Annotated in this window: 13 protein-coding genes; 5 read left to right on the plus strand and 8 right to left on the minus strand. The window is 75.6% G+C overall.

Annotated elements, in window-relative coordinates; all coding sequences use genetic code 11:
• Positions 1 to 85: 85 nt before the first annotated feature.
• Together ACFWIS_RS28350 and ACFWIS_RS28355 are read left to right on the plus strand one after the other, a co-directional pair.
• Entirely contained in the window at positions 86 to 391 is a 306-nt protein-coding gene (locus ACFWIS_RS28350; protein WP_380458292.1) for a hypothetical protein, read from the plus strand.
• A gap of 321 nt (positions 392 to 712) precedes the next feature.
• On the plus strand, positions 713 to 1,045 hold the full coding sequence (locus tag ACFWIS_RS28355; protein ID WP_380458290.1) for a hypothetical protein: 333 nt from the start codon (positions 713 to 715) through the stop codon (positions 1,043 to 1,045).
• A gap of 168 nt (positions 1,046 to 1,213) precedes the next feature.
• Here the strand turns inward: ACFWIS_RS28355 and ACFWIS_RS28360 are convergent, their stop codons facing one another.
• On the minus strand, positions 1,214 to 2,767 hold the full coding sequence (locus ACFWIS_RS28360; RefSeq protein WP_380458288.1) for an alpha/beta hydrolase: 1,554 nt from the start codon (positions 2,765 to 2,767) through the stop codon (positions 1,214 to 1,216).
• Positions 2,768 to 3,230: 463 nt separating this feature from the next.
• Positions 3,231 to 4,373: a GDSL-type esterase/lipase family protein gene (locus ACFWIS_RS28365; RefSeq protein ID WP_380458287.1), complete on the minus strand. Its 1,143-nt coding sequence runs from the start codon at positions 4,371 to 4,373 to the stop codon at positions 3,231 to 3,233.
• A gap of 270 nt (positions 4,374 to 4,643) precedes the next feature.
• Here ACFWIS_RS28365 and ACFWIS_RS28370 point away from each other — a divergent pair, with 270 nt between their 5' ends.
• The 3 genes from ACFWIS_RS28370 to ACFWIS_RS28380 all read left to right on the plus strand — a co-directional run bounded on the left by ACFWIS_RS28370 (position 4,644) and on the right by ACFWIS_RS28380 (position 8,806).
• Positions 4,644 to 6,107, plus strand: coding sequence for a hypothetical protein (locus tag ACFWIS_RS28370; protein WP_380458285.1), 1,464 nt, complete (start codon positions 4,644 to 4,646; stop codon positions 6,105 to 6,107).
• Positions 6,108 to 6,185: 78 nt separating this feature from the next.
• Entirely contained in the window at positions 6,186 to 7,430 is a 1,245-nt protein-coding gene (locus tag ACFWIS_RS28375) for an AAA family ATPase (protein ID WP_380458316.1), read from the plus strand.
• Positions 7,427 to 8,806: a VWA-like domain-containing protein gene (locus ACFWIS_RS28380; protein ID WP_380458283.1), complete on the plus strand. Its 1,380-nt coding sequence runs from the start codon at positions 7,427 to 7,429 to the stop codon at positions 8,804 to 8,806. Before ACFWIS_RS28375 ends, ACFWIS_RS28380 begins: the two co-directional genes overlap by 4 nt.
• Before the next feature lie 154 nt (positions 8,807 to 8,960).
• Here the strand turns inward: ACFWIS_RS28380 and ACFWIS_RS28385 are convergent, their stop codons facing one another.
• From ACFWIS_RS28385 to ACFWIS_RS28410, 6 genes are all read right to left on the minus strand, one after another.
• Positions 8,961 to 11,795: a condensation domain-containing protein gene (locus ACFWIS_RS28385; RefSeq protein ID WP_380458281.1), complete on the minus strand. Its 2,835-nt coding sequence runs from the start codon at positions 11,793 to 11,795 to the stop codon at positions 8,961 to 8,963.
• Entirely contained in the window at positions 11,792 to 13,576 is a 1,785-nt protein-coding gene (locus ACFWIS_RS28390) for a non-ribosomal peptide synthetase (protein WP_380458279.1), read from the minus strand. Before ACFWIS_RS28390 ends, ACFWIS_RS28385 begins: the two co-directional genes overlap by 4 nt.
• Before the next feature lie 188 nt (positions 13,577 to 13,764).
• A complete protein-coding gene (locus tag ACFWIS_RS28395) occupies positions 13,765 to 15,558 on the minus strand; it encodes a non-ribosomal peptide synthetase (RefSeq protein WP_380458277.1) in 1,794 nt (597 codons plus the stop codon).
• Between the two features lie 29 nt (positions 15,559 to 15,587).
• Complete coding sequence (locus ACFWIS_RS28400) at positions 15,588 to 16,763, minus strand: acyl-CoA dehydrogenase family protein (RefSeq protein WP_380458275.1); 1,176 nt, start codon at positions 16,761 to 16,763, stop codon at positions 15,588 to 15,590.
• The gene (locus tag ACFWIS_RS28405) at positions 16,760 to 19,846 is read right to left on the minus strand and encodes an amino acid adenylation domain-containing protein (protein ID WP_380458273.1); all 3,087 of its coding nucleotides are present in this window, start codon (positions 19,844 to 19,846) and stop codon (positions 16,760 to 16,762) included. Before ACFWIS_RS28405 ends, ACFWIS_RS28400 begins: the two co-directional genes overlap by 4 nt.
• Positions 19,847 to 20,106: 260 nt before the next feature.
• Positions 20,107 to 21,366 carry a non-ribosomal peptide synthetase gene (locus tag ACFWIS_RS28410; RefSeq protein ID WP_380458271.1) on the minus strand — a complete coding sequence of 420 codons (1,260 nt, stop codon included), beginning with the start codon at positions 21,364 to 21,366 and terminating at the stop codon, positions 20,107 to 20,109.
• Between the last annotated feature and the right edge of the window lie 41 nt (positions 21,367 to 21,407).

Consider the following 21,407-nt stretch of genomic DNA (forward strand, 5'->3'; position numbering starts at 1 on the left):
CTCCGCTCTCCAGTACTCCAGTACTCCAGTACTCCAGTACTCCAGCCGTGGATCGTGACCTTGTCGGTCCTTCATGATGGTGCTCATGACCGGTGAGCCCTTGTACGTGTCCCTCGCTGAACTGCGCAGGTCGTTCGACGTGCTCCTGAGCCATGTGGAAGCCGCCGCGGCGGGCGATACCGTCGCCCTGGACAAGGACTACTTCTGGTCCATCCCCTCGGACGAGCTGTACGACGTCGCCAGGGAGCCTGGAGCCCCGACGATCGGGCAGCTCTCGGAATCCTGGCAGCATCTGAGGGATCTGCTTGCCGACCAGGACCGTGCTCTGGGATACCACTTGGTGTGGCTCGCCGACGTCCTGCGGGCGATGGGCCAGGACTTTCCGGCGTAGTCGCCTCCGGTCGCAGGGCTTGATCGTCATGGTTGCGGAGCTGCTTGCCGCCGGTAGCGGCTGTCGCGGGCTCGGGCTTGGTGTCGGCGTCGCCACTGCTACGTCCGGCCGACATGTCGGCCGGCACCGAACAGATCTCGCCACTTCAATCGTTCGACCACCATGAGGATTTGACATCACTTTTCCTGTTCAAGGGTCGAACATGGAAGAGTGTTTGCATCGGAATTGCCTCCTTCTGGCCATTTCATCGCAGCCTGCTACCGCCTCCACCATTCGCAATCCTAGGGTTATTCCATCCGATCCATTTGGACGCGAAGGAGGATGATCATCATGCGCACTCGGAAGCGAGTCGCGGCGTTCGCCCTGGCCACGGCCCTGGCCGGTGCGGGATTCGTCGGCATCTCCTCGACGTCGGCCTCCGCCACCACGACGGCGTTGAGCTGCAGCAACAAGCAGTTCTTCACCGGAAGCGGCGGTCATGCGGGCGCGTCGATCAGGTGCACCGGCGGGCCCTTCGTTGCGGATGTGACGTGCTACAAGCCGGGTTACGGCCGGTACCACCACTACGGCAACCGCGTCGAAAGCGGTGGAACCTCGACCGTCTGGTGCGACCTGAACGCCACCGCGGAGAACGTGACGGGCCGCGCCTCCTGAGTTCCTGAGACCGAGGAACCGGAGCGCCTGCACCGCAGGATGAACTTCGAAGGCCCGGAAGGACGAACGCGGCGCCGCACCCCCGAGGGTGCGGCGCCGTTCCGCTGCTGACAACGACCGCACGACGGCGCAGCGGCGCAGCCGGGATCAAGCAGACCGAGAAGCGCGTTACCGGCCGCCGCAGGTCAGGTCCCCGGCGGGCAGCCGGCCCGTGGTCAGGTACTGCGTGACGACCGCGTCCGCGCAGGACGGGCCGTTCACCACCACGCCGTGGCCCTCGCCGTCGGCCACCGTGACCATCCGCGAACCGTGCAGTGCCCGACGCATGCCCTGCGCCATGGCCAGTGGCGTCCGCGGGTCCCACTGGTTCTGCACGATCAGCGCGTCGACGCCGTTGTTCACCACGGTGGCCGGTTCGCCGGCCGACGACTTCCAGAACGCGCACGGCTGGACGTTGGCTCCCAGGTCGCCGGCCAGCGGGTACTTGGCCCGGTCCCGGATCGCGTCCCGGCGGTACTGCTCGGGATCGCGCGGCCAGTTGCGGGCGTCGCCGCAGGAGACGGCCCACACGACGGCCACCGGGTTGTCCGCCGGGACGTCCGCGGTGAACGCTCCGGCCCCCGTGCCGGCGTCGGACACCGCGGATCCGGCCGTTCCGGGCGCTGACGGTGCCGATGTCGCAGCGGCCGCCGTGGCCGGGGCGGGCGCTCCTCCCGCGGCTGCCGCGTTCAGCGCGACGATCCACGGGGTCACCGTCTCGACGTGGACGAACGCGGCGTACTCGGACCGGATCGCACCGCCGTCGAGCGCCCCGCCCTCCACCGGGACGGGCGTGCGGTCGGCGCGGGCGATGAGCTCCCAGTACGTCCTGCGGACCTGCGCCGGAGTCCGGCCCAGCCCGTACGTGGCGTCGCGCGCGGCGGCCCACTCGGTCCACCGGGTGAAGGCGAGTTCGGCCCCCGCCGCCCACCCCCGGAACGTTCCTCGCCACGCGAGCGCGGGGTCGAGCGCACTGTCGAGCACGAACCGGTCCGAGCGCTGGGGGAACATCTGCGTGTAGACGGCGCCCAGATAGGTGCCGTACGAGTGCCCGAAGTAGGAGATCCTCCGCTCCCCGAGTGCCGCCCGCACGACGTCCATGTCCCGTGCCGTGTTGCGGGTGGTGATGTGCGGCAGCAGGTCCCCCGCCTTGGCCCAGCACTTGTCGGCCACCGACCGGGCCCGGGCCACGTCCTTCGCGAAGGTCCGCGCGCCGTAGGGGTGGAAGAAGGTCTGCTCATCGCCCGTCAGGTCGCAGCCGATCGGCGAGCTCTGCCCGACTCCGCGCGGGTCGAAGCCGATCAGGTCGAACCGTGCGCGCACCTGCGCCGGGAGCAGCGGCTCCATCTCCACGGGCATGGTCAGTCCCGGACCACCCGGACCCCCGGGGTTCATCAGCAGTACGCCGTGCCGCTCCTTCGGGTTGCTCGCCGCGACCCGCGACACCGCGAGGTCGATCGCGCGGCCCCCCGGGGCGCCGTAGTCCAGCGGCACCTTGACCTTCGCGCACTCGAACGCGGCCGGCCGGCCCGGGTCGCAACGCTCCCAGCGGAGTTCCTGCTGCGCGTACCGCTGGAGCGGATCCCCCGCCGCGAACGCCGTCGCGGGGGTGAGCGCCGCCATCACGCTGGTCAGCGCGCCGACCGTCAGCGCGGAGATCGTTCGTCCGTCTCGCAGAACCATGCCAGTCCTCTGTGCATCAGGTGTCTCGAATTGCCTCCAGTCTCCGTATCGCCACCTCCGTTGCTCGTACGACGCCGGGATGGACTCCCGATCCGACCGGAGGTTGAGGCCGACGCGCCGACCTGCGACCTGACTCCTATGTCCGGCCGTTCACCGCTCAGGGTCGACGACCGATCAGCTGACCGCCGATGACCGCCCCGTGGGCACCCCGACCTGCAGCGCGGCTACGGCGCGCACCGCGCGGGCCCGTCGGGCCACTGGGCTCGGCGTCCCCGCTCCCCGGGTTCGCCGGACCGACGGCGGGCTTCCCCGACCCCTAGGGGTTCGGGGGCCGGAACCCGGTGGCTCGCCGGGATGCCGGGCCGGCACGCGGTCGGCTGGTCCGGGCATGCCGACGGGTTCGGGATCCCCGGCCTCCTCCGGCGCCGCAGTTGACGGCACGGGCAGCCTGCGGCCGCTGCCGTCAGAGCGTCAGGGGGCCGTCCGGGCCGAGGGCGAGGTGGGCGAAGCGGGTGGCGATGAGGCGGTGGGCCTCCGGGGAGGGGTGGAGGGCGTCGGGGAGGGGGTGGGTGTCGTGGTCGGTCTCGCCGTAGAGGGTGAGGCCGTCCAGGTAGTGGAGGTCGGGGTCGCCGTCGGCGGTGCGGGCTTCGACGATGCGGGCGAGTTCGGCGCGGATCACCGTGAGGGTGAGGCGGCCGGGGGCGGGGTCGCCGGTGGCGCGGAAGCGGAGGGTGCCGCTGGTGAAGTCGGGGGCGAGGGGGCCGGGGGTGTGTTCCTGGATGGGGCAGAGGAGGGGGGAGACGACCAGGAGCGGGGTGGTGGGGTGGCCGTCGCGGATGGTGTCGAGGAAGCCGTGGACGGCCGGGGTGAAGGCGCGCAGGCGCATCAGGTCGGCGTTGACGAGGTTGATGCCGAGCTTGAGGCTGATCAGGTCGGCGGGGGTGTCGCGGATGGCGCGGGCGGTGAAGGGGTCGAGCAGGGCGCCGCCGCCGAAGCCCAGGTTGGTGAGGTCGAGGCCGGCGGCGAGGGCCGCGAGGGCGGGCCAGGTGCCGGTGGGGTGGGTGGCGTTGGAGCCGTGGCTGATCGAACTGCCGTGGTGCAGCCAGCGGTTGCGGGTGGCGGCGGGTACGGGGGTGAGGGGCGCGTCGGAGTCGACGGCGATGAGTTCGGTGGTCTCGGTGTGCGGGAGCCAGATCTCGACGGTCTTGTCGCGGGCGGGCAGGCCGGTGAAGTGGGCGGTGCCGGGCGGGCCTTCGGTGAGGGTGGTGCGGCCGGTGGTGAGGTCGACGGTGCGCAGGTTGCCGCCGGGGACGGTGGCCTGGGCGTGCGGTCGGCCATCGACGAGGAGGTCGTAGACGCCGTCGGGCAGGCTGGGCACGCCCGGGTAGGCGCGCTTGGTGGGGACGGCGTGGAGGGCCAGCGTGGTGGCGCGGGTGCGGAAGGCCAGGCGGACGCCGGAGGGCTGCGACTGGGCCATCGCCAGCTGTTCGTCGGGGATCTGGCGGCGGGCGCGGGCGGGCAGCCGGTGCGGGAGCAGGCCGCGGCCGGTGTGCTCGACGTCCAGATGGCCGTGCAGGAGGGACTCGGTGACGGGCGTGGTGATCATGGTGCTTCTTCGTTCGGTGGGACGGAGGCGCGAAGCGCGGAGGCGGGGAGTGCGGAGGTGTGGAATGGCGATCCCCCCACTCCCTAATATGAGTATGAGGTTGCCTAGAGGGATTAGGCAAATAATGGAAATGCATAGGGAGCGCTCGGCCCGCCGGGCAGGCCGGCAAAAGGGTGTGGCGCGGCGGCCGGGGCAGGCACTATGCTCCCCGGCGATGAAGACTTTCGCTGCTCTCGGATCGGAGGTCCCGTTCGCCCAAGGTGAGTGCTGATGCTCACTCACACCGCGAACGAGGACGACTCCCGCTTCTCCTTCTGGCGGCGCGTACGCGAGTACGCCGTGCCGCCCTCCATGATCGAAACCGCCACCGCGCGCCGACTGGCCGGCGACTGGGCCGGGGCCTGCGCCGCCGCCAACGTCGAGGTGGACTTCCGGCTGCGGGACGTCTCGCGCACCCATGGTCGGCAACTGGCCGACCGGGTACGCGAGGACCTGCGCCGACTGGCACCGGACCTGCTGCGCTGGCACCTGCCCAGAACCGCACCCGACGGACTGCTGCGCGCCGGGCTGACCGTACCGCTGGCCCGCTACCCGGCCGAGCGGCCGGTGCACCTGGTGGTCCGCACGCCGCCCGCCTGGGCGGAGTACGGACAGCGGATCAGCCTGGCGCTCTGGGACGGCTCGGACCCGAGCTCCGACCCCAACTCCGGGCCTGGGCCCGGATCCGCCCCGCACCCCCGTCCGCGCCCCAGCCGCCGCTACCGGCTCGACCTGCACCGGCACCTGTGGGACGCGGATCGCAGCGGTGAGTTGGCGCTGCGGGCCGCGGCCGATCCGCTGACCGGCCTGCCGGACTGCGCAGCCGATCCACCAACCGGCCTGCCGGTCACGGGAGTCGGCCCGCGCGGCCTGCGCCTCGCCGTCGACCGCTGGGCCGCCGAGGCCGAACTGCTGCTGCGCGCCGAGGGACTCCCCCCGGGGCCCGTCGCGGTACGGCTCGGGCGGCACCGACGGCTGGTGCTCCGGCCCGGCACCGGCACCGGCACCAGCACCAGCACCAGCACCAGCACCAGCACCAGCGTCGAGGACGCCACCGGGGACGTCCGGGCGCTGCCGCTGCTGCCGGACGCGGCGACCTGGGTGCCGCCCGACGTCGACCTGCTGCGCAGCGGGGCGATCACGCCGGACCGGCTGCATCCGCTGGTCGCGGCCGCGCTGGCGCCCGGGCACCGGGCCGAAGCACAGCCCCAACCACCGCCCGGGCACCGGGTGGTGGAGTGTCGCGGCGCCCGGCACCGGATCGCGGTGATCGACGGGAAGCTCACCGCGATCGACCACGACCCGGCCCAACTGCGCCGCGAGGAGCTGCTGGTCGCGCTGTCCGGCACCCCCTTGCCCTGTCTGCGAGCGATCGACCAGGCGCACCGCGAGCCGGCCGAACTGGCCGGTGTGCGCGAGCGGTTGAACCACGGCGACACCGCCGGGGCGCTGGCCGTGCTGGAGGGCCTGCTCGGCCCCCGTGCGGCGCTGCGCGACGGCCCGCTGCGGGACGAGCTCGCGGCGGCGGCGGAACGCCGGGTCGCCTACGGCCTCTACCGGTCCGGCCTGACCCTCGACCGGCGGGCCAGGGCCGTGGAGGCCATGACCTCCTACGAGCTCTACCGGTTCGGCCGGTCCCGGTACCAACGCCGCGGCTACCCGTTCCCGCGGCCGCCCCGCCTCGCCACCCGCTGAAGCGCGCGAAGACCCGCGCGGAACCCACTGACTTCCTCCGACCTCCCAAGGTGATCCCCCATGCCCACGACCATGCCCATGCCCACGTCCGCACCGGTGCCCACGCCCACCCACGCCCGGCTCGACGTCGCCCGCCACCTGCTCGACCTGCTCGGCGACACCCGCACCGAGCCCCGCGCCGACGACCAACTGGAGGCGCTCACCCTCGCCGTGGCCGCCGACCTGCCGGTGCTGCTCTGGGGCGAGCCCGGCATCGGCAAGACCGCCGCCCTCAACCAGCTCGCCGAGGCCCTGGAGCTGCCGCTGACCACCGTCATCGCCAGCGTCCACGAGCCCTCGGACTTCTCCGGTCTGCCCATCGTCGGCGACGACCCGGCGCAGCAGGGCGTCCCGCTGGCCCCGCCGGACTGGGCGGTGCGGCTGGTCCGGGCCGGCCGCGGGCTGCTGTTCCTGGACGAGCTGTCCACCGCGCCGCCCGCCGTCCAGGCCGCGCTGCTCCGGCTGGTCCTGGAGCGGCGCATCGGCGCGCTCCAACTGCCGCCGGGCGTCAGGATCGTGGCCGCGGCGAACCCGCGCTCCTCGGCGGCCGACGGGTGGGAGCTGAGCCCACCGCTGGCGAACCGGTTCGTCCATCTGCAGTGGGTGCACGACCACGAGGTGGTGGTGCGCGGGCTCGGCGGGGTGTGGCCGGTCGCCACCCTTCCGCGGCTCGATCCGGCGGAGCTGACCGGCGCGGTCGCGCTCGCCCGCCGGGCGGTCTGCGAACTGCTGACCGTTCGACCGGAGTTGGTGCACCGGATGCCCACCACCGAGACCAAGCGGGGCGGGGCCTGGCCGTCCCCGCGCAGCTGGGACATGACGCTGCGGCTGATCGCCTTCGCCACCGCGGCCGGCTCCTCCCGGGAGGTGCTGTCGCTGCTGGTCCGGGGCACGGTCGGGGACGGCCCCGGGCTGGAGCTGATGGCGAGCATGGACCGGATGGACCTGCCGGACCCGGAGCAGCTGCTCGCCGACCCTGCGCACGCGGTGCTGCCCGAGCGCGGGGACCTTCGCCAGGTGGTGCTGGACGGGGTGGTGGCCGCGGTGCGCAACCGGCCGGAGCGGGCGCGCTGGGACGCGGCCTGGGCGCTGCTGGTGCGGGCGATGGCGACCGGCGCACCGGACGTGCTGGTCGTCCCGGCCACCACGCTGGCCTCGCTGCGCCGGGAGGACTGGGAGGTCCCGGCGGCGATCGAGCACCTGGCCTCGACGGTGGCGCTGTCCCGGCGGGCCGACCGCGCCGCGGTGCGCGTCGCCGCCCGGACCGACGTGACGGTCCGATGAGCGCGGGCGGCACGCCGCCGGACACCGGCTGGAGCGCCCGGCCCGCCCCCACCCCGCTGGACGTCGGCAGGCGTGGCAGAGCGCTGACCGCCCGCCGACCGGGCGCAGCGGCCTCCGCCCCGCCGGCCCTCCGCCCACCGGGTCTCCGCCCACCGGACGCCCGCCCACTGGACCTCGGCAAGCTGTACGCCGCCCGGCTGCAGGCCGTCCGGGCCCGTCCCTACCTGGCGACGGCCCTGTTCGCCCTGCACCTGGTGGAGTCCCGGCAGGTGCCGACGATGGCCGTGGACCGCCACTGGCGCTGCTACGCCTCGCCCGGCTTCGTCGAGCGCACCCCGGTGGAGGACCTCGCCTCGGTCTGGGTGCACGAGGTCTCGCACCTGCTGCGCGACCACCACGGCCGCAGCGACCGCCTGGCCGGCGAACTCGGGCTGACGGGCTCCGCGGACCGGCTGCGGATGAACATCGCCGCCGACTGCGAGATCAACGACGACGCCTTCGGGGACGGCCTGGTCACGCCGGCCGGCGCGCTGACGCCGGCGCTGCTCGACCTGCCGGCGGGCGAGCTGATGGAGGACTACGTCCGCGGCTTCGGCTTCGACCTGCGCCGCTTGAACCTGGCCTGGCTGGACTGCGGCAGCGGCGCCGACGGCGTGGACCGCCCCTGGGAGCTGGGCCCGGACGGTGCCCACGGACTGACCGCCCAGGAGCAGGACGCCGTGCGCTTCCGGGTCGCCGAGGGCATCCGGGGCCGCCCGGGGAACGCCCCGGCGGGCTGGCGGCGCTGGGCCGAGGAGGTGTTCCACCCGCCGCAGCCGTGGCGGCAGTTGCTGGGTGCGGCTTTGCGCTCGGCGGTGTCCGGGCCGGGCGCGGGCGGCGACTACAGCTACGGCCGCCCGGCCCGCCGCTCGGTCGGGCTCCCCGGTGTGGTGCTGCCGAGCCTGCGGCGGCGTCCGCCCCGGGTCTCGGTGGTGATCGACACCTCGGGTTCGGTCTCCGACCAGGAGCTGGGCAGCGCGCTGCTGGAGGTCGCCGCGATCGGGCGGGCGGTCGGCGGGCGGCACGACCTGGTCACCGTGCTGTCCTGCGACGCGGCCCTCCAGACGGCCACCGCGCTCTGCCGGGCGGCCGGCATCCCGCTGGTCGGCGGCGGGGGCACCGACCTGCGGACGGGCTTCGCGGCGGCGCTGCGGACCAGGCCGCAGCCGGACGTCGTGGTGGTGCTGACCGACGGGCAGACGCCGTGGCCGGCCGTCCCGCCGTCCTGCCGCACGGTGGTGGGGCTGTTCCGGCGGCCGGCCCGGTACAACGAGAACAACAGCGAGTACCGGCCGGACACGCCGCCGGGCTGGGCCCGGGTGGTCCACATCGGCTGAGGCCGGGGACGGCGCCCGGAGGCCTCCGCCCGGACACGGGCGCGCCGGCCGCGCGCCGGCGGCTCGTGGACGACCGAGGGACGCATCCGGGCCGACTCACCCGGCGGGACCGGGCGGAGGAGCACCGAGCACCTCCGCCCGTCGTCAGGAGCCGTCAGCCCACCATGGCGGCCAGCACGCTGCGCCAGTCCTCCCCCGGCTCCGGCCGCAGCGCGGCGGCCAGGGTCTCGGCCCGGTAGTGCCACGGGCGCCGCAGCTGCGGGTCGGCGTCGGGGCGGTGCTCCACCGTGCCGGCCGTGCCGAGCAGTCGGATCAGCTCGGTGCCGAACTCCGCCCAGGACACGTGCCCGGTGATCGCGTTGACGATCCGGCCGGCGGCGGGGCCGTCGGGCAGGGCGCAGGCGGCGAGGGCGCGGGCCAGGGCGGCGGAGTGCACCCAGGCGGCGCCGTTCCACTCGCCCTGGTCGCCAGCCGGCAGGACGATCGGCCGGCCGGCCAGCGCGGCCTGGTAGAGGTCGCCGGTGGAGCCCCAGCGCAGCTGGTCGCGCAGGCGGTGGTGCGGCCCCCAGACGATCGGGGCGCGCACCACGGTGGCCGGGCCGCGGCCGGTGGCTTGGGCGGTCTCGAACAGCATCCGCTCGCAGTCGAGCTTGGCCTGCCCGTACGGGGAGACCGGTGCGCCGCTGGGGCCGCCCTCGGCGACCTCGGTGCCGGCCGGGCGCCCGTAGGCGTCGATGCTGCTGACGAAGACGAACGGGCCGCCGGACCAGCCGTCCAGCAGGGCGCGCATCGCGGCGACGTCGGTCTCGTGCTCGGTGAAGGTGCAGGCGGAGTGGATGACGGCGTCCACGCCCTTGACGGCGCGCTGGAGGCTGTCCGGGTCTCCGAGGTCGCCCTCGGCGATCTCGGCACCGTGCAGGGCCGGCAGGTGGGCCGACTCCGGGCGGACCAGGACGCGTACCGGCCGGCCCTGGGCCATCAGCTCCTGCAGGACGGCGGCGCCGACGCCGCCGGTGGCGCCGGTGAGCAGCACGGTACCGGTGCGGGGCTCGCCGCTCGGCCGGGCGCCGGTGCGGGTGAGAGCGGAGCGGCGCTCCTCCTCGCGGGCGGCGAGCAGGGCGGCGAGGGCGCGCGGGGTGCGGTGTTCCAGGACGTCGAGGCCGGTGAGCGGCACTCCGAGCCGGGTGCGCAGGCGTTCGGCGAGCTGGACGGCGACCAGCGAGTGGCCGCCGAGGGCGAAGAAGTCGCCGTCGGCGGGCGGGACGCTGCCGAGCAGGTCGCCGAAGGTGGCGCGGACCAGTTCGAGCGGGCCGGGCCGGTCATCGGCGGTGGGCGCCGGGGCGGGAGCGGCCCCGGGCAGCCGGTCGCGGTCGACGGCGCCGTCCGAGCCGCGCGGGATCCGGTCCAACAGGGTGACGGCCAGCGGCAGTTCGGCTGCCGCGACGGAGCGCCGGAGCAGCGAGCGCAGGTCGGTGCCACTGGGGGCGACCGGGCCGCGCACCACCGCGTAGGCGAGCGGCGGGCCGTCGGCGGTCTCGACCACGGCCGCGTCGGCAACCCCGGGGGCGGCCGACAGCGCCGCCAGCACCGGGTGCCGGACGGTGGAGACCAGGAGTTCGCCGGGCAGTTCGGCGAGCGGACGGTCCTCGCCCTCGCCCTCGGCCACGGCCCGGAGCACGGCGGCGAAGGCCTCGGCCAGCCGGGCGGCGGTGGCCTCGTCCAGCGCCGCCTGGTCGTGCTGGATCAGGCAGCGCGGCCGGGGGCCCTCCTCCAGCACCAGGGTGAGGTCGAACTTGGCGAGTTCCAGGTCGAGTTCGACGTTCTCGGCGTCGAGGCCGGGCAGCGTCAGCGGGGCGGCGGGCTGGACCAGGTCGCAGCTGACCGAGAGCAGCGGGGTGCCGTCGGCGCCGCGGGCCGCCGCGCCGAGCCGCTCGACCACCAGGTCGAAGGGCACCTGGTGGTGCTGCTGGGCCTCCAGCAGGGCGCCGCGCACCAGGGCGAGCGCCTCGGCGAAGGACTCCTCCCCGGCCAGTTCGGCCCGCACCGCGAGGGTGTTGACGCCCAGGCCGACGGTGCGGCGCAGCTCGGGCCGGGCGCGGTGGCCGCTGGCGCAGCCGAGGGTGAGGTCGTCCTGCCCGGCAGCGGTGCGCAGGGTGGCGAAGGCGGCGGCGAGGACGACGGCGAACAGGGTGGCGCCGTGCCGGGCGCCGAGCTGCCGCAGGCCCTCGACGGTGGCGGCGTCGAGCGGTACGGCGTGCAGCCCGGCGCGGCGGTCGCGGGCGCCGGGGGCGACGGGCCGCAGCAGCGACAGCGGCCGGGCGCCGGCCAGCTGGCCGGCGAGGGCGTCGGCGGCGGCGGTGAGTTCGGCGCCCCGGGCGCGCTCCTGACGGGCGTACTCGGCGTACGGCAGGCCGGGCTGCGGTAGTCGGGGCTCGACGCCGTCGCGGGCGGCGGCGTACAGCTCGGCGAGGTCGGCGGCGAGGACGGGCAACGAGCCACCGTCGACAGCGATGTGATGAATCGTCAGCAGCAGGGTGTGGTCCTCGGGCGCGTGCCGCAGCAGCAGAGCGCGCAGCACCGGCCCGTCGGTGAGGTCGAACGGGCGGGCGGCCTCAGCCGCCAGCTGCTCCGTGCCGTCGGCGGAGGTGTCCACGACGGCCAGCGGCACCGGTCCGGCCGGCTCGATGTGCTGGTAGGGCTGCTCGCCCCGGCGCGGGTAGCGGGTGCGCAGCACGGCGTGCCGCTCGGTGAGGCCGGTGAGCGCGGTGGCCAGGGCCTCCCGGTCGAGCGGTCCGCGCAGCCGGGTGGCGATCGGGACGTTGTAGAGGGCGCCGCCCTGGCCGAGGTGGTCCATCAGCCACATCCGCTGCTGGGCGTGGGAGAGCGGGGCCGGGCCGGTGTCGGCGGCCGTCGGGTGCTCCGGTGTGGCGGCGGCGGTGGTGCGGCGGTTGCGGGCGCGGCGGAGCAGGTCGTTCTGGTCGCTGGTCATCGCTGGGGTGCTCCCGGGGTGTCGTCGGCGGCCCGCAGGGCGCGCTCTAGCAGTTCGGCCTGGCCGGCCACGGTGGGGTGGCCGAGGAAGTCGGCCAGGGACAGGTCGATGCCGAACTCCCCGGCCAGGTCGTCGACGACCCACATGGCGAGCAGCGAGTGGCCGCCCTCGGCGAGGAAGTCGGCGGCCGGGTCGGTGATCGGGCGTTCCAGGGCGCGGCTCCAGGCCTCGGCGACGACCTTCTGGATCGGGGTGAGTTCGGCCTCGGTCGTCGCGCGGTCCGCCGAGGGGTCCGGGGCGGTGGCGAGCGCCCGCCGGTCGACCTTGCCGCTGCCGGTGAGCGGCAGCTCGGCGAGGACGGCCCAGGCGGTGGGCACCAGGTGGGCGGGCAGCCGTTCGCCGAGCCGGGTGCGCAGGGTCTCGACGGCCACCCCGGCGCCCTCGGCGAGGACGACGCAGGCGGTGAGCGCGGCGTCGGGCTGTCCGGCCCGGCGGACCACCACGGCCGCCTCGGCGACCTCGGCGAACCGCAGCAGTGCCTGCTCGACCTCGCCGGGCTCGATCCGGAAACCCCGGACCTTGACCTGGTCGTCGGTGCGGCCGTGGAACTCCAGTGCGCCGTCGGCGCGTTGGCGCACCAGGTCGCCGCTGCGGTAGGCGCGGCCGCTGCCCGGGAGGTCCCGGAAGCGCTCGGCGGTCAGCTCGGGCCGGTTGAGGTAGCCCTGGGCGAGCCGTCCGCCGCCGATCCAGAGTTCGCCGACGGTGCCGGGCTCGACCGGCGCGAGCCGCTCGTCCAGGACGAGGGCGCGGGCGCCGCCGAAGGGCCGCCCGATCGGGACGGGGCCGCCCTCGCAGTCGGCCGGGGTGATCCGGTGCGCGGTGGTGAAGGTGGTGGCCTCGGTGGGCCCGTAGACGTTGTACAGCTCCAGCCAGGGGAAGGCCCGCAGCACCGCCCCGGCGTACTCGGGGGCGAGCGCCTCGCCGCCGACGGCCAGGGTGCGCAGCACGCCGAAGATCCGGGACTGCTTGGCGGCCAGGTGGTGGAAGAGCGCGGTGGTGATGAAGGCGGTGGTGGCGCCGAACCGCTCGATGTCGCGGACGAGCTCCTCGGCGCTGGGCCGCTCGGCCTGGGAGACGGCGGCGGCCGCGCCGCGGGCGAGCGGGGCCCAGAGTTCGAAGGTGGCGGCGTCGAAGGAGGGGGTGGAGTGGAAGAGCACCCGGTCGCGCGGGCCGAGGGCGAGGCCGTCGGGGGCGGTGACCAGTTCGGCGACGGCGCGGTGCGGGACGAGCACGCCCTTGGGGCGACCGGTGGAGCCGGAGGTGTAGTAGAGCAGCGCGGGCGCGTCCGGCTCGGAGGCGTCGGGCGCCGCCGCCCCGGTCTCCTCGGTGCCGCGCTCGGTGAGCACCAGGGTGCGTTCGGCGGGCAGTCCGGCGTCGGCGAGCAGCGCCTTGTCGCCGAGGACGAGCCGTACGTCCGCGTCCCCGGTCATTTCGGCGATGCGCGGGCGGGGGTAGGCCGGGTCGAGCGGGACGACGAGGGCGCCGGCCCGCCAGACGGCGAGTTGGGCCACGGCGAACCTGGCGGAGCGGGCGCACAGCAGGCCGACGGCGCTGCCGGGGCCGATCCCGCGGGCGGCCAGGACGGCGGCCAACCGGCCGGAGGCGTCGAGGAGTTCGCGGTAGGTGAGGTAGGTGTCGCCGTCGGTCAGGGCGAGCGCGGTCGGGTGCTGCTCGGCCTGCCGGGCGACCAGGGCGGGGAGGGTGGGGCGGGCGGGCGTCATGACGGGTTCCCTTCCGGGCGCCCCGGCGGTGAGGCCGGGGCGCCGCTGTTCAGGACAGGAGGTACGGCGGGGCGGGGCCGGACGGGTCGACGGCGACCTCTGCCGCGGTGCACGGCGGCAACGCCCGGGCCCCGCCGGGGCGGCCCGTACCCGGGGTGCGGGCCGCCCCGCACACGGAGTACGGGCCGCTACGCGAGGGACGCGCTGGGCATCCGCTCCTCCACCAGCCGCGCGACCGCCCGCAGGTCGGGCTGGCGCAGCAGCAGGGGGGCGCGCAGCCGCACGCCGTACTCCCCCTCCAGGGACTCCAGCAGTCGGGCGGCGGCGAGCGAGTTGCCGCCCGCGGCGAGGAAGTTGTCGCCCGGGCCGAGGTCGGCGCGGCCGATCAGCTCCCGGCAGAGCTTCAGCACGGTGCGCTCGACCGGGGTCTCACCCTCCTCGCCGACGGCCTCCGGGGCGGGCGGCTCGGCGGCGAGCAGCGCCGCGCGGTCCACCTTGCCGTTGGCGTCCAGCGGGAAGGTGTCGACCAGCCGGACCGCCGAGGGCACGGCCTGCTCGGGCAGCCAGGGCCGGACGGCCTCCAGCAGGCTGCCGGGCTCGGTGTCCGTCCCGGTCTGCACGAAGGCGAGCAGCCGGACGCCGGTCTCCGCCGTCTCGGCGGCGACCACGGCGCGGCGCACCCGGGGGTCGCGCTCGAAGGCGGCCTCGACCTCGGCGGGTTCGATCCGCACCCCGCTGACCTTGACCTGGTCGTCCAGGCGCCCGTGGAACTCCAGCACGCCGTCGGCGCGCATCACCACCCGGTCGCCGGTGCGGTAGACCCGGTCGGTGCCGTCCACGCCGGGCGGCACCTGGACGAAGCGGCGGGCGGTCAGCTCGGGGTCGAGGTACCCGGCGGCCAGGCCCCGGCCGCCGATCCGCAGCTCGCCGGCCGTGCCTCTGGGCACCGGGCGGCCCTGCTCGTCGGTGACCAGCAGGACGGCGCCGGGGATCGGCAGGCCGATCGGCGGCGCGCCGGCGCCGTGGTCGCCGCCGGGTGCCATGGTGTGCACGGTGGTGGCGACGGTGGCCTCGGCGGGGCCGTAGGCGTTGTGGACGGTCGCGGTGACCTCCGGCCCGGGGGCACGGCGCAGCCGGTCGCCGCCGATCACCAGGTGGCGCAGGGCCGCCAGCCCGGCCGGCCAGGGCCGGTTGAGGATCGGCTCGGCCAGCGGGGTGGGCAGCAGGGCGGTGGTGATGCCGGCCTCGCCCAGCCAGTCGGTGAGCGCACCGGAGTCCCAGCGGACGGCCTCGGGGGCGACCACCAGCGCGGCGCCGGAGGTGAGGGTGGCCCACAGCTCCATGACGTGCGGGTCGAAGGCCACCCCGATCAGCAGGCTGTGCCGCTCGCCGGGGCCGAGGCCGGTCAGCTCCCGGTACCAGTGCAGCAGCGCGCCGAGGGCCGGCTCGGTGACGGCGACGGCCTTGGGGGTGCCGGTGGAGCCGGAGGTGAGGACGGCGTAGTGGGTGCCGACGGGCACGCTGACCTGCCCGCCGGGCGTCAGGGCGGCGACCACGCCGGCCCCGGGCTGGTCCGCGGTGGGCAGGTCCAGGGCCAGCCGCTCGCCGCCGGGCGGCAGCACGGCGGGCTCGCCGACCAGGCAGACCGGGCGCAGCTGCTCGGCGACGGCCTGCAGCCGCTTCTCGCCGGGGCGCGGGCCGAGCGGCAGGTGGACGGCGCCCAGCTTGGCTATGCCGAGGGTGACGGCGACCAGCGCCGCCGAGTGGCCCAGGCAGACGCCGACCAGGTCGCCCGGGCCGACCTTGCCGCGCAGCGCGGTGGCCACGGTGTCGGCGAGGCGGTCGAGTCCGGCGTAGTCGTAGGTGTGCTGGCCGTCGATCAGGGCCGGCGCCTGCGGGGTGCGCTGCGCCTGGCCGGTGAACAGGTCGAGGACCGCGCCGTCCTGGTGGGGACGGCCGTAGCCGATGCTCAGGGATTCCATCATCGTCTCCAAGTACGTACGAGAAACCGTCAGTTCAGGCCCATGGAACGAGCGATGATCACCTTCTGGACCTCGGAGGTCCCCTCGATGATCGTGGTCATCCGGACGTAGCGGTACAGGAATTCCAGCGGGTGGCCGCGCACCCAGCCGGTGGCGCCGTGGACCTGGAGCGAGCGGTCCACCGCGCGCACGGCGGTCTCGGAGGCGGTCAGCTTGGCGAGCGCCGCGTTCTCGGGCGACTCGGTGCCCTCGTCGACCAGCCGGGCGCAGGCGAGGGTGAGCAGCTTGGAGCACTCCACCTCGGCGCGGGTGGCCACCAGGTGCTCCTGGATGTGCTGGTACTCGCCGATGACCTTGCCGAAGGCGCGCCGCTCCCGGGCGTACTCCACGCCGGCCCGCAGCGCGTACTCGGCGATGCCGTTGCACATCGCGGCGACCACCAGGCGGCCGCGGGAGAGGCTGTCCATGGCCAGGGCGGTGGCCGCGGCGATGCCCTCCTCGCCGCCGATCACGGCCTCCGGGCCGACGGTGACCTGGTCGAGCAGCAGCTCGAACAGCGGCTCGCCGGACATTCCCTCGTAGCGCTGGCCGATCCGCAGACCGGGCTGGTCCATCGGCAGCACGAAGGCGGTGGCCCCGGCGCTCGGGCCCTTGCCGTCACCGAGGTCGGTGGCGGCGACCACCAGGGCGATCCCGGCGTGTTCGGCGTTGCTGACGAAGGTCTTGCGCCCGTTCAGCACCCAGCCGTCGCCGGTGCGCACGGCGGCGGTGGTGAGGCGGAAGGCGTCCGAGCCGGCCTGCGGCTCGGTGAGCGCCAGGCAGCGGGTCTGCTCGCCGCGCACCAGCGGGACGAGGTGCTGCTCGACCTGCTCGGGCGTGCCGTGCCGCAGCAGCGGGCTGGGCCCGTCGGAGCCGGCCAGCGCGTACGGGGCGAGCACGCAGCCGCTGCGCCCGGCGGCGTGGTGCAGCAGCACGACGGCGGTGAACGGCATGTCGGAGCCGCCGAGTTCCTCCGGGTAGTCGCCGGCGTAGAAGCCGAGCGCGGCGGAGCGCTTGCGGACGTAGGCCCGCAGGTCGGTCGGGACCTGGTCGGCGGTCTCGGGCAACTCGGCGGCGAGCGGCACGAGTTCGCGGCGGATGAAGCTCTCGAAGGCCTCGACGATCTCGCGGTGGCCGTCCTCCAGGACAGCGGAGGGGGCCGTCACTTCGACTCACCCGTGAGGACGCGGGCCTGGTCGGCCAGCACCGCGTGGCGGAACAGGGTGCGCAGCGGCGGGCGGCTGCCCAGGTGCGGCTCCAGGAAGGCGGCCAGCTGGGCGGCGAGCAGCGAGTGGCCGCCGACCTCGAAGAAGTGCGAGTCCGCGCCGAAGCGGTCGTGGCCGAGGACCTCGCGCCAGGCGGCGGCGATCAGCTCCTGGCCGGGATCGTCGAAGGTGCTGGGCGCGCTCTCCGGCTCCTCCGGGGCCTCCTGGACCAGCCGGGCCAGGGCGGCGCGGTCGGGCTTGCCGCCGGGCAGGGTGGGCATCGCCTCGACGGCAGTCCAGCTCGCCGGGACGAGTCCGCCGGGCAGCCGGCGGGCGAGCGCGGCGTGCAGCGCGGCCTGGTCGGGGCGCTCGGTGCCCTCCAGGAAGCCGACCAGGCGGGGGCCGGTCTGCGGGTCGGTGTGCAGCACCACCGCGCAGGAGCGGCCGCCGAGTTCGGCGGAGGCGGCGGCCTCGATCTCCTCCAGCTCGATCCGGTGGCCGCGCAGCTTGATCTGGTTGTCGGCCCGGCCGAGGAAGCACAGCCGGCCCTCGGTGTCGCGGTAGCCGCGGTCGCCGGTGCGGTAGACCCGGGCGCCGCCGAGCGCGGGGACGGTGACGAACCGGGCCGCGGTGGGCTCCGGCAGGCCGATGTACCCCTCCGCCAACAGCCCGCCGCTGACGGCGAGTTCGCCGACGCAGCCGTACGGGAGCGGGCGCAGCGTCTCGTCCAGCACGTGCAGGCGCACGCCGTCGAGTTCGGCGCCGAGCGGGATCTCGCCGTCCGCGGCGACATCGGCCTCGGTGACCTGGTGGACGGTGGAGGTGACGGTGGCCTCGGTGACGCCGTAGGCGTTGAGCACCGTGGTGGCCTCGGTCAGCCCGGCCAGCGCCCGGGCGGGCAGCCGCTCGCCGCCGAGGACGAGCAGTCGCGGCGACCAGCGGCCGTCGCGCAGCGCCTCGCGCAGATCCTCGCGGACGGCGAGCAGGTAGCTGGTGGGCAGGTTGGCGACAGTGACGCCGCGGGCGGCGAGCACGGCGACCAGCTCGGGCCCGGTGGGCACCTCGCGCTGCGGCACCACCAGCGCGGCGCCGACCGCGAGGGCGGGCAGCACCTCCTCCAGCGACACGTCGAAGGACGGCCGGGCGAACAGCAGCACCCGGTCGGCGGCGGTGAGTTCGTAGCGGGCGGCGATCGCGGCGACGTACCCGGCGAGCGCCTCGCGGCCGACCAGGACGGGCTTGGGCACACCGGTGGAGCCGGAGGTGTGGATGATGTACGCGCCACCCTCCAGGGCGGCGGCGGGCTCGGCCTTCGGGAAGGCGGGGCCGTCCAGCAGCGCCGGGGTGACGCCCTCGGCCGGCAGCGCGAGCGCGCTCTGCCGGGTGGCGAGGACGAGCGCGGGGGCGAGCCGCTCCAGCAGCAGGCCGAGCCGGGCGGCCGGGTCCTCGGTGGACAGCGGCGCGTGCACGGCGCCGAGGCGCAGGCAGGCCAGCAGGGCGACCACGCTGTCGGTGCCGCGCGGCAGCACGGCGGCCACCGGCTGGCCGGCGGTGACCCCGGCGGCGCGCATCCGGTCGACCAACTCGCCGACGCGCCGGTCGAGTTCGCCGTAGGTGATGCGCTCGGCGCCGGCCAGCAGGGCGAGCGCGGTCGGGTCGTGGGCGGCGGCCGGGTCGAGCCCGACCGGGGCGACGGGGGCGGCCGGCTCGGCCTCGGGCGCGGGGGCCAGCTCGGCGAGCACCGTCCCGGGGCTGTCCAGGTAGCGGCGCAGCAGCTCCAACAGGCGCTCGGAGAGCAGCACCGCCCTGGTCTCGCCGAACAGGTCGGCGTCGTAGTCCCAGATCAGGGTCATCCCGGCGGCGCCGTGCTTCTCGCCGACCACCCGGCGGTCGTCCGGCAGCAGCACCAGGTCGAGGTCGAAGCGGGTGGTGCCGGTGTTGAAGCCCTCGTACAGCGAGACGTCGAGGCCGGGCGCCTGGACGTCCGGCAGCGCGGCGTCGTGGGCGCTGAACATCACGTTGAACAACGGGTTGTCGGCGCCGCTGGTGTGCAACCCGAGGCGGCGGGTGAGCTCCTGGACCGGCAGGTCCTGGTACGGCAGGGCGCGCATCAGGACGTCGGTCACCTCGTCCACCGCGTCGGTGCCGGAGGCGGACGGGTCCAGCCGAAGGCGCAGCGGCACGGTGTTGACGAACATGCCGACGGTGCCCTCGAAGCCCTCCGGGCGGTTGCCGACGGCGGTGCCGACGGTCACCTCGTGGTGGCCGCTGTGCCGGCGCAGTAGTTCGGCGAACAGGGCGAGCAGGGTGCTGAACGGGGTGTGGCCGTCGGCCTTGCTGCGCTCGCGCAGCCGCCCGGCGAGGTCGGCGCCGATCGCCTGGCGCAGCTGTCCGCCGCGGTGGCGGCGCTCGACGCCCGGCCGGGCCAGTCCGGGCAGGGTGACCTCGCGCGGGGCGTCGGCCAGCTCCTTGGTCCAGAAGGCGAGGGCGCGCTCGCGGGCCTGCGGGTCGGGCCCGGTGCGGGCGTGCTGCTCGTAGGAGGGGGCGGTGGCCAGCTCGTAGGGCTGGTCGAGGACGTGGGCGCGGTAGACGGTGAACAGGTCGCGCAGGAAGATCGCGAAGGAGTGGCCGTCGTGGACGAGGTGGTGCTCGACGTGGATCAGCCGGTGGTGGTCGTCGGCGAGCTTGACCAGGTGCCAGCGCAGCAGCGGCGCCCGCTCGGTGTCCAGCGGCTCCTCGGCCTCGGCGGCGAGCAGCGTGCGGAACGCGGCCTCCGGGTCGGCCTCGGCGGAGTAGTCGCTGTGCCGCAGCTCCGGCGGGCAGTCCTCGGCGACCCGCTGGCCGGGCAGGCCCTCCGGGCGGGCCACCAACTCCAGCCGCAGGCCCGGGTGCTGGGCCAGGGTGGCGGCGAGCCCGGCGTGCAGGGCGTCCCGGTCCAAGGTGCCCCACAGGTCGAGGACGCCGGTGAAGTTGTAGGCGCGGCTGCCCGGCTGCATCTGCTCGTGCAGCCAGACGATCTCCTGCGACGGAGAGAGTGCGAACATGGATGATTCCCTTGTGTGGTGGGCGTGTCGGCACTTCGGTGGCCGGTTGCGGGCGTGGGGTGGTCCCGGGCGCGGCCGGTGGGGGCGGGCGGCACCGGGGTGAGGGTGCGGCCCGGGGCTTCGGGGAGCGGAACCGTCGGGGGACGGTGGACTTGGGCGGCCGGAGCCGGAGCGGGCCCGGAGGACGCGGGCCCGGAGGACGCGGGCTCGGAGGACGCGGGCTCGGAGGACGCGGGCTCGGTGGACCGGGAGGAGCGGGCCTAAAAGAGGTGGCGGCGCAGGACTGCGAGCAGGTCGGCGAAGGCGGCCTCGGCGTCGGCGGCCGGGAAGCGCTCGCTGTCCCAGGCCAGGCGCACCGTCAGCTCGTCGCCGTGGGAGGCGGAGACGGCCATCGGAGCGGCGAGCGGACGCCCCGCGAGGTGGACCTCCCGGCCGGGCACCCCGCCGAGCACCAGCGCCGGGCGGCGCTGGAGGTCCTCGAAGGTGAGCATCGCGTCCAGCGCGCCCGACCAGGGGGACCCTGCGATGCGGGCGGCCCGGACCACCTCGTCGAACGGCGTGCCGGCGTGGTCCAGGTCGTCCCACCAGTCGTCGCAGAGCGCCTCCAGGTCGGTGGCGGGCTGCGTCGGCACGGCGTGCACCAGGGTGTTGAGGAAGCACCCGAGCGCGGCGGGCGCCCCGGGCGGGCGGCCGCCCCACGGGTAGCCGAGCGCGAGCGGGCCGTCCGCGCGGTGCAGCCGACGGGCGGCGGCGCCGACGGCGTCCAGCAGGGCGGGGAAGACGGCGCTGCGGGCGGCCGCCTCGACGGCGGGCAGCCGCTCGGTGAGCATGCCGGTGACCGTCGCGGCGCCGCCACCCGCCCCGACCATGCCGCCGAGCCGGCGCCCCCAGTGGGCCTGGGCGGCCGGCCCGGCGGCGGACTCCTCGGCGGCCAGCTGGAGCTCCACGGCCTCCCGGAAGTCGGCGACGGCCTGCGCGGCGGGACCGGGCGCGGGCTCCTCGTCGCGCCGGTACGCCTCGGTGAGCTCGCCGACCAGCACCCCGAGCGACTGCTCGTCGCAGGCCGCGTGGTCCAGCGCGAGGGCGAGCAACTCCTCGCCGCCGTCCGGCTCCCGGGCCACCAGCAGGCGCAGCGCGGGCCCGTCGACGGGCCAGTCCAGCAGCGCCTCGCGCAGCACCGCGTGGGTGCTGCCGCCGGGGGCGACGGGGATCCGGGCGACCTCGACCGAGGGGCCACCGGTGCGCAGGACGGGCGTGCCGCGCACGATCGCGAAGGCGCCGCACAGCGCCGGGTGACCGGCCGCGACGGAGGCGGCGGCCCGGCCCAGCCGAGCCAGGTCGAGAGTGCCGCCCGGGTAGGCGAAGAACAGTGGGGCGACGTCGGAGCGGGTCAGCGGCGCGAGTCGACGCGTGATCAGGAACCGACGCTGGGCGCCGGTCAGCGGGAGCAGCTCCACCGGGGAGTCGGCGGCGGCGGAGCGGTACCGGGCGAGGTAGGCGGCGGTGATGCTGGCGTGCACGGAACGGTCTCCGGTTTCCGGTGTCGGCTCGGGTCGGGGGG

Origin of the sequence: Kitasatospora sp. NPDC127060 (genome assembly GCF_042724935.1) — a bacterium.
In the GTDB taxonomy this organism is placed as follows: Bacteria; Actinomycetota; Actinomycetes; order Streptomycetales; family Streptomycetaceae; genus Kitasatospora.